At 57.1% G+C, this 9865-nt stretch carries 13 protein-coding genes; 8 read left to right on the top strand and 5 right to left on the bottom strand.

Annotated elements, in window-relative coordinates; translation table 11 throughout:
* The 8 genes from mltG to HYZ49_07150 form a co-directional block, all read left to right on the top strand.
* Positions 1-1174: endolytic transglycosylase MltG (gene mltG, locus HYZ49_07185; protein ID MBI3242059.1), on the top strand; the 1174-nt coding region annotated here is incomplete at its 5' end.
* A 100-nt stretch (positions 1175-1274) separates the two neighbouring features.
* The gene (locus tag HYZ49_07180; GenBank protein ID MBI3242058.1) at positions 1275-2138 is read left to right on the top strand and encodes an ABC transporter substrate-binding protein; all 864 of its coding nucleotides are present in this window, start codon (positions 1275-1277) and stop codon (positions 2136-2138) included.
* A 45-nt stretch (positions 2139-2183) separates the two neighbouring features.
* Positions 2184-2813, top strand: a complete 630-nt coding sequence (locus HYZ49_07175; GenBank protein MBI3242057.1) for an ArsR family transcriptional regulator — start codon at positions 2184-2186, stop codon at positions 2811-2813.
* Between the two features lie 73 nt (positions 2814-2886).
* Complete coding sequence (gene erpA, locus HYZ49_07170; protein ID MBI3242056.1) at positions 2887-3324, top strand: iron-sulfur cluster insertion protein ErpA; 438 nt, start codon at positions 2887-2889, stop codon at positions 3322-3324.
* Between the two features lie 80 nt (positions 3325-3404).
* On the top strand, positions 3405-4808 hold the full coding sequence (locus HYZ49_07165; protein ID MBI3242055.1) for a B12-binding domain-containing radical SAM protein: 1404 nt from the start codon (positions 3405-3407) through the stop codon (positions 4806-4808).
* Between the two features lie 117 nt (positions 4809-4925).
* Entirely contained in the window at positions 4926-5105 is a 180-nt protein-coding gene (locus HYZ49_07160; GenBank protein MBI3242054.1) for a hypothetical protein, read from the top strand.
* Positions 5106-5244: 139 nt separating this feature from the next.
* Positions 5245-5871 (top strand): uracil phosphoribosyltransferase, encoded by a 627-nt coding sequence (gene upp / locus HYZ49_07155; protein MBI3242053.1) that lies wholly within the window; start codon positions 5245-5247, stop codon positions 5869-5871.
* 111 nt (positions 5872-5982) lie between these two features.
* Complete coding sequence (locus HYZ49_07150) at positions 5983-6996, top strand: undecaprenyl/decaprenyl-phosphate alpha-N-acetylglucosaminyl 1-phosphate transferase (protein MBI3242052.1); 1014 nt, start codon at positions 5983-5985, stop codon at positions 6994-6996.
* Between the two features lie 28 nt (positions 6997-7024).
* Here the strand turns inward: HYZ49_07150 and HYZ49_07145 are convergent, their stop codons facing one another.
* The 5 genes from HYZ49_07145 to HYZ49_07125 form a co-directional block, all read right to left on the bottom strand.
* Positions 7025-7783: a hypothetical protein gene (locus HYZ49_07145; GenBank protein ID MBI3242051.1), complete on the bottom strand. Its 759-nt coding sequence runs from the start codon at positions 7781-7783 to the stop codon at positions 7025-7027.
* A 185-nt stretch (positions 7784-7968) separates the two neighbouring features.
* A complete protein-coding gene (locus tag HYZ49_07140) occupies positions 7969-8118 on the bottom strand; it encodes a hypothetical protein (protein MBI3242050.1) in 150 nt (49 codons plus the stop codon).
* A 24-nt stretch (positions 8119-8142) separates the two neighbouring features.
* Positions 8143-8334: a DUF433 domain-containing protein gene (locus tag HYZ49_07135; GenBank protein MBI3242049.1), complete on the bottom strand. Its 192-nt coding sequence runs from the start codon at positions 8332-8334 to the stop codon at positions 8143-8145.
* Positions 8335-8691: 357 nt separating this feature from the next.
* Positions 8692-9648: a hypothetical protein gene (locus HYZ49_07130; protein ID MBI3242048.1), complete on the bottom strand. Its 957-nt coding sequence runs from the start codon at positions 9646-9648 to the stop codon at positions 8692-8694.
* An 83-nt stretch (positions 9649-9731) separates the two neighbouring features.
* Positions 9732-9865, bottom strand: a 134-nt coding sequence (locus HYZ49_07125) for an IS701 family transposase (protein MBI3242047.1), incomplete at its 5' end; no start/stop codon positions are given.

The raw sequence follows: 9865 nt of genomic DNA, 5'->3' as shown, positions 1-9865 counted from the left end.
TATCTCGATGCACATCGAACATCATAGCCCGCGCCGCCGCAGTGGATTGCGCGCGGCCATTAAGTTTGTTGCTTCCGTGATTTTGTTTGCCATGATTCTGCTGGGCGGGTTGTGGGTCATGCTCAAGGTCAACAGCGGCGCTTTCACAACCGATTTTGGCCCGCCGGCCAGTTCGCTCAACCCGGCCGAACAAGCCGGGCTGTGGGCGTATCTTGTTTTGAACTCTGAAGTGCTCAAGGCTTCGGCGGGAAATGAGTCGACTCCGATTGAATTTGTGGTGGACGCCGGCGAGAACGCCAGCGGGGTGTCGGGCCGCCTCGCCGAGTTGGGCCTGGTGGCTGACCCCGACCTTTTGCGACTCTACATGCGCTATCGCGGCCTCGACGACGATATTGAAGCGGGAAACTTTACGCTCAATAAAACCATGACCATCCCGGTTTTGGCTGACGCCCTCACCGAGGCCCGGCCCGACGAAATTCAATTGCGGCTGTGGGAGGGCTGGCGCGTTGAGCAAGTGGCCGATGGCCTTGCCGCACAGCCTGGCTTGAGTTTCAGCCGCTCCGAATTTTTGAGCCTCATCGCTCCGGGCGGCCTGCGCCCGGCCACCTTTGCCTTCCTGGCCGATCTGCCGTCCACCGCCTCCCTCGAAGGTTTTCTCTTTCCCGATACCTACCGCTTTCTGCCCGGCGCAACCACGACCGATATTCTCACCCGCTTCCTGCTCGAGTTCGACACGCAAGTGACGCCTCAACTGCGGGCCGACGCAACCGAGCGCGGCCTGACGCTCTATCAAGTCATCATCCTTGCCTCCATCGTCGAGCGTGAGGCCGTTCACGATGACGAACGGCCCACCATCGCCAGTGTCTATCTCAACCGGCTCGACATTGGCATGAAGCTCGAAGCCGACCCCACGACTCAGTATGCCCTGGCCGGTCCGGAGAACTGGTGGCCGCCTCTCGATCTTGACCCGCGCGCGGTGAACAGCATCTACAACACCTACGTCTCCGACGGCCTGCCGCCCGGTCCCATTGCCAACCCCGGCCTCAGTTCCATCCGCGCCGTCATCTACCCCGCCCAAACCGAGTATCTCTTCTTCCGCGCCAGGTGCGACGGCAGTCATTATCACAACTTCTCGGTGACTTACGAGCAACATTTGACCTATGCCTGCCCGTAGCGCAATTCACAATTCTCAATTCACAATTCTCAAATTGCGCCTTGTGCGTTGTGCATTGTGCATTCTTCTTTCAGCTTGTGTCCCTTCCACCCGCCCCACCGTGAAAATTGGCCTCGTCGGGCCGTTCGAGGGTCGCTATCGCGAGATCGGGCAGGAGATCATTTATGCGGCGCGGCTGGCTGTGCGTGAGGCCAACGAGGCCGGCGGCGTGGCCGGCTACTCTATCGAATTGGTTGCGTTCGACGATGGCGGCGATGCGGCCCAGGCCGAAGAGCAGGCCCGCAAGCTGGCGACTGACCCGCAAGTGGTTGGGGTGGTTGGCAACTGGCTGGAACCCACCACGCTGGCCGCCGCCCCGGTGCTGGCCGCCAACAATATCCCATTCCTGGCCACGACTTCATCCTCTGATCTCGATCTCTCAGCCTTTCGTCTCTGGCCGACAGATTTCGCCCTTCAGGCCGCTGTGCCTGAAGCAACTTTCTGCTCCGGCCACTGCGACTCTCTTGAAGACCTGGATTGGCTAAAATCCCAAATCCCGGCACAGCCCGCGAACGACACGCGAAATCCCAAATCCCAAATTGCCGGCCCGCCTCTCTGGGGCCTCAATCAGTTTCCGCGCCTGGCCGGTTCAGCGGAAGAAGGTGTGCGGGTGGTCGCGCCTGCGCCACTCCCGGCTGACTCTGCCGATCCGGCTTTTGCTGATCGCTACCGGGCGATCTCTCAAGGCGTTGAGCCGCGCTTTTTAGCTGTGCTGGCCTACGATGCAACCCGGCTTTTGTTGACTGCCATCCAAAATGATGTTGAATCAAAAGAGACGCCTACACGAGACGGCGTGGCCCTTGCTCTCGCTCAACTTACCTACAACGGCCTGAGCGGCGGCTTCAGCTTCAATGCTGAACAAGATTGGGCTGAGGCGAACGGCTGGGTTTATCGGTGGCAGGGTGGGCAACTGGTGAGGCCCTAGAAAGCACAGTTTGACAAATTCACCTGGCAGGCTAAAATTCTTTTCATGCAAAGCAAGCGCCAGCAGATCATTGATATTCTCAAGGAGCGCGGGAACGCCACGGTTGAGACGTTGAGCAAGGAGCTTGACATCTCTTCTGTGACTGTGCGCCACCACCTCGACGTTCTGCGCTCGGAGGGGCTGGTGAACGAGCCAGTAGTGCGCCGCCGGGCCACCTCGGGCCGGCCCCAGCACGCTTACAGCCTCACCCTCAAAGCCGGCGAGCTTTTCCCCAAGAGTTACGACAACCTCGCCGCGCAATTGCTGGACGAAGTCAAAGCCCGTTACGATACACGCGAAGTCAATGTGCTCTTTGAAGGCATGGCCCGCCGGTTGTTGGCCGATGCTCCCCACCCGGTTGACGGCGACACCGTCGAAGAACGCTTTGATCGCGCCGTCCAATTTCTCAATCAAAAAGGATACGTCGCCCGCTGGGAGCAAAATCTGGGCGGCGTCGTCATTCACACCTGCAATTGCCCTTACGAAGGGCTGGCCAGAAAGCACCCCGAACTCTGCAACATGGACTTCAACCTGATTGCCTCGCTGACCGGCTTTACCCCGGAACGCGTTTGTCATGTCACAGCAGGCGATGGCTCGTGTTCGTATCTGATCCGCGAGGACGTTTTTAATTTATAAGACCGGCATCTTAATTATTGACAGGCCCGGTGAAACTTGTTAGAATCAGCGCAACCTGAAAGGACTTTTAGCGATGACCATTACAGTGGATAAACCCATTACCCCGGAATTTGTTGAAGTTGCAGAACTTACCCTCACCAACCTGGCGGCAGCCAAAGTTCGTTCGATCCTGGCCGAGCGCAACCTGCCCAGTCATGGCTTGCGTGTGTTTGTGGCCGGCGGCGGTTGCTCTGGTATGCAATACGGCATGGCCATCGAGGGCCAGCCTCGCGAGTTCGACACGGTGGTTGAGACCGACGGTGTGAAGCTGTATGTTGACCCGACTTCGATGAATTATCTTGTCGGGGCGACGATTGATTACGTGGACAATTTGATGGGCGGCGGGTTCCGCGTCGAAAACCCCAACGCCGTCGCTTCCTGTGGTTGCGGCCACTCGTTCCGGACCGCCGGCTCTGCCGCGCAAGGCCAAGCCCAAGCCTCGGGCGACGACGGGTGCGGTTGCGGCCACTAATCATCACGAGCGCGTCTGATAAAATAACCTGGCGGCTGGCACTTTTGCTAGCCGCCAGATTTTGTTAAACGGAGAAAAGCATGTTCAACCTTTTCCGGCCAAAGAAATCAGGCGACGGCCCCAGGCGACTCTGGCTCGACCTGGGCGACCTGGGCGACCTGGTGAACCCCGCCGGGCCGCACGAGCAGTGGCAGGATCATGGCCTGGGGCTTCTGCGCACCCTCTTGCATCAAAACGGCCTGACGACCGATCTGGCTTCCACCCGCGCCTGCAAAAGCTGGGACGAGGTTCGCAAAGTCGTCAGCGGCTACGACATGCTCATCATGAACGTGCGTAGTTACACCTTCCCGGTTGCTTACCGCTCGGCCAAAATTTTCAAAGAAGTGAATCCCAAAGGACTGGTGCTCACGGGCGGCATGCACGCCACCGTCGCCATTGATGAGATGATGGCCATCCCGGAGTTCGACAAGATTTGCCAGGGGCCGGGCGAGGAAGTCATCGTTGACCTGGTTCGCGATCCTGACTCCTTCCCGCGCATGATTCTGGGACGAGGATCAAAATCCATGGCCGACTGGCCGATGATAGACCGGACGCTGTGGCCCAAGCCCGCCTCGCGGCAATTGGCCCGGAAGTTTAAATGGCCGTTGGAGCCGGAGTGTGGCTGGGGGCCGGGGCCGGTCGTCACCCTGCTCACCAGCCGGGTGTGCCCGTGGCAGTGTGTGTTCTGCAACGAGAACTCCTACATCCCCAACATGGGCCGCCGCCCCGTTGAAATGGTGATTGACGAACTGAATTACCTCGACCGCAAATACGGCGTCGGCTCGCTCGTCATCCACGACTCGATGTTCTTCCAGAACCCGACCTGGTTGCAGGAATGGCTGGAGAAGTATCCACGCCAGGCCAACAAAGTGTGGCCCTACTGGGCCGCCGCCCGCGCCGACACCGTGCGCCAGTGGCCCGAGCTGTTCGAGGCGCTCGTCAAAGAGACGCGCTGGGACACGGTTTCCATCGGCTTCGAATCGGGCAGTGACCGGGTGCTGAAAATCCTCAACAAGGAATGCACCGAAGAGGACAATTACTTTACGATTGATCTGATGACCCGCATCGGCGACGAGATGGAGCGCGAGGGCAGGAAGCCGCCGGTGTTCTGGTCGAACATTATGCTCGGCATTCCCGGCGAAACGCGCGACGATGCCTTCAAGACGATGCGAATGGTGAAGTACACCAAGCGCATCATGCCCTCGATTGCTTTTTACGCCCCCTACCCCGGCTCGGCCCTGGGCCACCAACTCATCGCCGAAGGCCGGAGCCTGATGTCGAAGGAAAATTATCACCGCTACCCCGACGACGAAAAGGTGAAGGGCATTGACTACAAGTTTTACCGCGAATTGCTGGCCGGGAAGTTTGACGCCGAAGTCAGCAAAGGCCTGGCTCAAGTTCGCCAGGAGCGGCAGAACTACATGGGCGCGCTCACGAAAGCGTAATAGTCTGGTGGTCAAGTGGTCTGGTAGTCTGGTAGTCACTGACCATGAAACGACTACTCGACTAAGCGACTACCTGACCAAGCGGCTACAATGAGCAGTTTCAGCAACCCTCACTACATGTACCTCTTCGACATGAAGAACGGCAAGAAGAAGCTGGTCTACGGCCAGTCGCCGGAAGACGCGCTGGAGATTCTCAGCTACCGCCTGCCGCCGGAAGAGATGGAGCAGATCATCAAGGACAAGTACATCAAGATTCACCAGCGACAATTGCAGGAGCACGTTCATTTGCTGGGGTAGATTCTTTCGTCGGCAATTTGAGGAGAGCAGATTGAGTGGCCGAGGCCGTTCAATCTGCTCTTTTATTTCGTGAGCCGCCCTTGCCTCTCGTTCCTCTTACAGCTACAATCCAACCACACCCTTCACAACGGAGTTCCTCATGTCAAACGTCCATCCCTCCTCTCATCCTCTCGTTGCCCACAAACTTGCTCTGCTCCGCAGCGTTGAAACCAAACCCAAAAAGTTCCGCGAGCTGGTGCGCGAGCTGGCGATGCTATTGTGCTACGAAGCCACCACCGATCTCGAAACCGAAGCCATCGAAGTCACCACGCCGATGGGTCAGGCGCAGGGCCGCGAACTAAAAAAGGGCATCGGTCTGGTTCCGGTTCTGCGAGCCGGGCTGGGCATGGTCGAAGGCATCTGGGAGATGATGCCGGGCGCCGAGGTCTGGCACATCGGCCTCAAACGCGACGAGCGCACGCTTCAACCGATGCAATATTACGCCAACAAGCCCATCCAGCCGCGTGTACAAGTGTGTCTCATCCTCGACCCAATGCTGGCCACTGGCGGCTCGGCCTCGGCCACCTGCTCGCTCCTCAAAAGCTGGGGCGTGAGCCGCATCAAATACATCGGCCTCATCGCCGCGCCCGAAGGCATTGCCAAACTGCAAGGCGACCATCCCGACGTGCCAATCCACATCGGCGCAATTGACAGCCACCTGAACGAGATCGGCTACATCGTGCCCGGCCTGGGGGATGCCGGCGACCGACAGTTTGGGACGGGGTGAGAAAAACCCCAAATCCCAAAAACCAAACTCCAAAACTGATCACCACAGAGACACAGAGTCCACAGAGTTTCTCTGTGTTCTCCGCGTCTCTGTGGTGAATAATGATCTCAATTGACTCCGCTCCTCGCCTTTCTCACTTCTGCCATCCTCTCCGCTCTTGGCACTCTCCTTGCCATCCGCTTCGGCCACCGCTTCGGCCTGGTGGACATGCCCGGCGGGCGGCGCAAACATGGCGGCCCCGTCCCCCGCATTGGCGGGCTGGGCATCTTCGTTGGCTTCTTTGCGGCGGCGGCCTGGTTATACTTCTTCGCCCCGCTCAACGACGAGCATCGCCTGCCGCTCGGCGGCGTTCTTATCGGCACAGTCTTGGCCTTTGTCTTCGGTTTGGTTGACGATTGGAAAGAACTCCGCGCCGGGCCGCAGTTTGTTGCTCAGGTGGTCGTCGCCCTCATTGCCATTGCGGCCACCGTCTGGATTCAAGAGGTGACTCTGCCCGTCATTGGCTTCCAGCATTTTCCCCCGCTCATCACCTACCCGCTCACCATTTTGTGGATCACCGGCATGATGAACACGGTGAACTTTTTGGACGGGCTGGACGGGCTGGCCGCCGGGGTGGCCGCCATTGCTTCCCTGTTGTTCGCCATCCACATGAACAACCTCGGCCAAACCCGAATCGCCTTGTACGCCGTCGCCTTCGCCGGGGCCTGCCTCGGTTTCCTGCCCTTCAACTTTAGTCCGGCCCGAATCTTTCTGGGGAGTGCGGGGGCAATGGTCGTCGGCTACGGGCTGGCTACGCTTTCCATTTTGGCCCCGGCCCGGGTGGCCACTGCTTTGCTGGTCATGGCCGTGCCCATCGCCGACACCGCCTGGCAAATCGTCAACCGCTGGCGTAGTGGCCGCTCCCCTTTCAGCGGTGACCGGGGGCATTTGCATTTTCGTCTGGTGGATATGGGGTTTTCGCCGCGCTGGATCGTGGTGGCCTACTGGTCGTTCTGCGCCCTGTTCGGCGCGCTCTCACTTCTCGTCGAGTCGCGGCTCTCGAAACTGATTGCGTTTGTGGGGCTGATGGCAGTGGTGGGAGGGGTATTATTTGTGCTGGCTAGAACAGTGAACACTGAACAGTAAGCGGTGTTCACTGGCTACTGTTTACTACTCAGTAATTTATCTGCAACCCCGTCACCCGAACAATCGCCTTCTCAATCAACCACACAATGGGAATGATGATCAGGTTGACGCCGATAGTGATCGAGAAGGCGGTGGCGATCACGCCCACCCCGGCGGCCAGCGGCTCGCCCACGCTTTGCATCACCAGCGGGGCCGCGCCCACGTAATACAAAGCTATCCCGAGCAACGTCAGCATAATCGTCACCGGCAACCATGCTCGCCGGTCAGACTGTGACGGCATCATCGAATTACTAATCACAAATAACAGATACAACCAGATCAGCGAATCGGCGGATTGAAAACTCGCCAGCACGCCCTGCCCAATTCCAAGCACGTCGCCCGAAGCGATGGCTTTCCCCACCGGGCCGACGGCCAAACTCACTGAACCGATCAGCACCACCGCGATTGACCCGGCCAGCAAGGGCGCAACGCCGATGAGCGCCTCGCGCACGAAGTCCACTTTCTCAGTTTCGACGAATCCCAAACGCAACGTGCCGTCGGGCTGGCGGCGCGGCCAGAGGGAGATCCGCGCCGTGCGCACGCCCAGAACCCTGGCAATGATCCAATGGCTGCCTTCGTGTAAGGCCACACCCGGCAGAAAGATTGCGGAATAGAAAACGGTGGCTAAATCGTGATCGCGGGTGAGGAGGAGAAAGATGCCCTGCAGGTGGCGGTGAATCCAACGCTCCAGAAACAAAAGCGGCACGAGGGTGAGGAACAACCAGAACCAGGCGGCGAGGAGAGTCATGCAGATGCGCAAGTCAGGCGGGGCTTAATGTTATTTACTTGCTCCAGTCAAGATCTGCTTCTCCCGCTGCATGAAGATGCCATGCCGTGATCCCGGCTGATGAGACTCGGACAACTTTTCCCATGCGCCTGGCGACAGTATCAAACTCAGGATGTCGAAGCAAGCGACGAACAAACGCCGCAACTTCATGCTTCCTCACGTCGCAGAAAGGTGATGATTTCTTTGTCTTTCAATCCCTTGCGACCGACATCATACCCAATCTGGCGAACTGGAATCCGCCAGTCCAAAAGCAGTTGGCGCTGACTATCAAGGATGTTTTCATCCAGGATATTCACGCGGCGACTCGCTTCAAAATGTACTCAGACGCGGCGTATTCCTGGGAATGTTCGAGAAACGCCTGACTTGCCAGGCGAACAGCTTTGCGAGACTAAAATGCGTGTGCCGCGAAAAGTCGGCTTTCCATGACAAATCTCGGGGTCGGTGACGACGTACCGCCCGATGAATCTTGAGGCCGCTTTTTTATTTTTCTTCCTCACCGTTCTGGTTGTCATGGCTCGTCTCCTTGAACGCGATTATACCCTTTGAGCGCCCAGCCTCTCATATCGCACCAGCCCGCGAAATAGTCGTCAATTTCGTAGCGCCCGCACGAGTGCCACTTATTGGCTGAGACAAACTGCCGCCCGCAGTTCGGACACACTCAGAGCGGTTTTGCGTACTTCGCCTTGCTTGCTACAGGCGGGCCTTGTGAGCTTCGTGAGTCGGGCCGTTTCGGGTATATTGGCATATGCAATGCTGGAGTGAATTTGAGATGTGCTAACTCGAGGGTCAGTTCTGAAACGGCGGCAGAGGGATCGTTCTCCTCCGATTCTACCTCGCACAACTTGGGTGGCTTGACTGGCAGCGTATTACTACTCTGTTCCAGATGCATCACCAATGTTGACTTGCCCAATCCATATCTTTGCGGGCAAAAACCGGTACTCTGGATCAGAGATGTAGGCACGATCAAACTTGATGATATCAATCCTCGCCTTGTTTTGGATATTGGCCGAAGCCGCTGAAGCCCAGCGTTGATAAATATCCTTGCTTTCATCGTCTGGCCCAGGCAACACGACTCCTAAGTTCCGTTTTACGCTTGTTTGGATTTCTATAATCGCGAGAAAGCATCGCAAATCTGGTGGTTCCTTCAACAGTGCAATTACGTTCCTAGCTGGAGTATTTTCAAGGAGAAGCAAGCTTTTAGCCGAGTCAGTTTCATATTCTGGATGAGCGATTTGTTCGCGAATCGGTTGTAGGTTCTGGTAAAGGACATATCCATACCCGAAGTAACTGAAGGCCAGTAGATACGCCATTCGGAGCGCAGCGACTCTGCTGGGAAGTTCCTTGTAGCCAAGATTACCCTTTATGGAGAACTGAGAAACCCCTGACTCGAGCTCGCGGACAGCCGCCTCGAGAAGTTTAGGATTGGAGATCTTAGGTATCCCAATGATTTGGATACTCGGATTCTGCTGATTCGAGAGGAAGTAGTTCGCGCCAAACTCTCCTTGGCCAAGGCTCACCCTTACCTCCAAAGGCTTGTCGCTCTTGCCCGTCAGAATATCCTCTATTCTGAATCTCTGAATGAGATGAGCATCCAATTGCGAGCCATCTCCGGAATTACACTTCGAACAGGTGAGGGTTACAAGCCGGCCTCCTACTTCCGAGGGGATGATATGCTCCAACGTAAGCTCTTTTGACTCAATCGCGTCCTTAGGGAACAACGTTAAGCAAAGAGGGCACAGAAATTTATTCGTGTAATGCGGAAAATACTGACTAAGGTTCGCCGCATAATTGTCAAAGAGTTGACCGGCAACAATCAATCTATCCATCGACATTGCATCATGGTTGCATCGTATTCATGAATGCCGCTCAACACCGTGTAGCCGCAAACTTCCTACTTACATCACTCACCTTACGCAGCCAAGCAGACGGGGTTGAGTTCGCGCAACTTGGCGTAAGCGGCTTGAATGGCTTGCAAATAGAGCTTGGCTTTGAGGGCAAAATGGTTGAGTTGGGTGTCGCCTTTGAGCAGTTCAAGTTTGATAT

This window comes from Chloroflexota bacterium (assembly GCA_016197225.1).
In the GTDB taxonomy this organism is placed as follows: Bacteria; Chloroflexota; Anaerolineae; order Anaerolineales; family VGOW01; genus VGOW01.
Note: the sequence above shows the minus strand (reverse complement) of the source record. Positions and strands in the feature narration are given on the sequence as shown.

Bases quoted from the DNA above. Each gene is read 5' to 3' on its own strand.
- HYZ49_07175 (MBI3242057.1), top strand. From the start codon at position 2,184: ATGCAAAGCAAGCGCCAGCAGATCATTGATATTCTCAAGGAGCGCGGG.
- erpA (MBI3242056.1), top strand. From the start codon at position 2,887: ATGACCATTACAGTGGATAAACCCATTACCCCGGAATTTGTTGAAGTT.
- HYZ49_07165 (MBI3242055.1), top strand. From the start codon at position 3,405: ATGTTCAACCTTTTCCGGCCAAAGAAATCAGGCGACGGCCCCAGGCGA.
- HYZ49_07160 (MBI3242054.1), top strand. From the start codon at position 4,926: ATGTACCTCTTCGACATGAAGAACGGCAAGAAGAAGCTGGTCTACGGC.
- upp (MBI3242053.1), top strand. From the start codon at position 5,245: ATGTCAAACGTCCATCCCTCCTCTCATCCTCTCGTTGCCCACAAACTT.
- HYZ49_07145 (MBI3242051.1), bottom strand. From the start codon at position 7,783: ATGACTCTCCTCGCCGCCTGGTTCTGGTTGTTCCTCACCCTCGTGCCG.
- HYZ49_07135 (MBI3242049.1), bottom strand. From the start codon at position 8,334: ATGACAACCAGAACGGTGAGGAAGAAAAATAAAAAAGCGGCCTCAAGA.
- HYZ49_07130 (MBI3242048.1), bottom strand. From the start codon at position 9,648: ATGGATAGATTGATTGTTGCCGGTCAACTCTTTGACAATTATGCGGCG.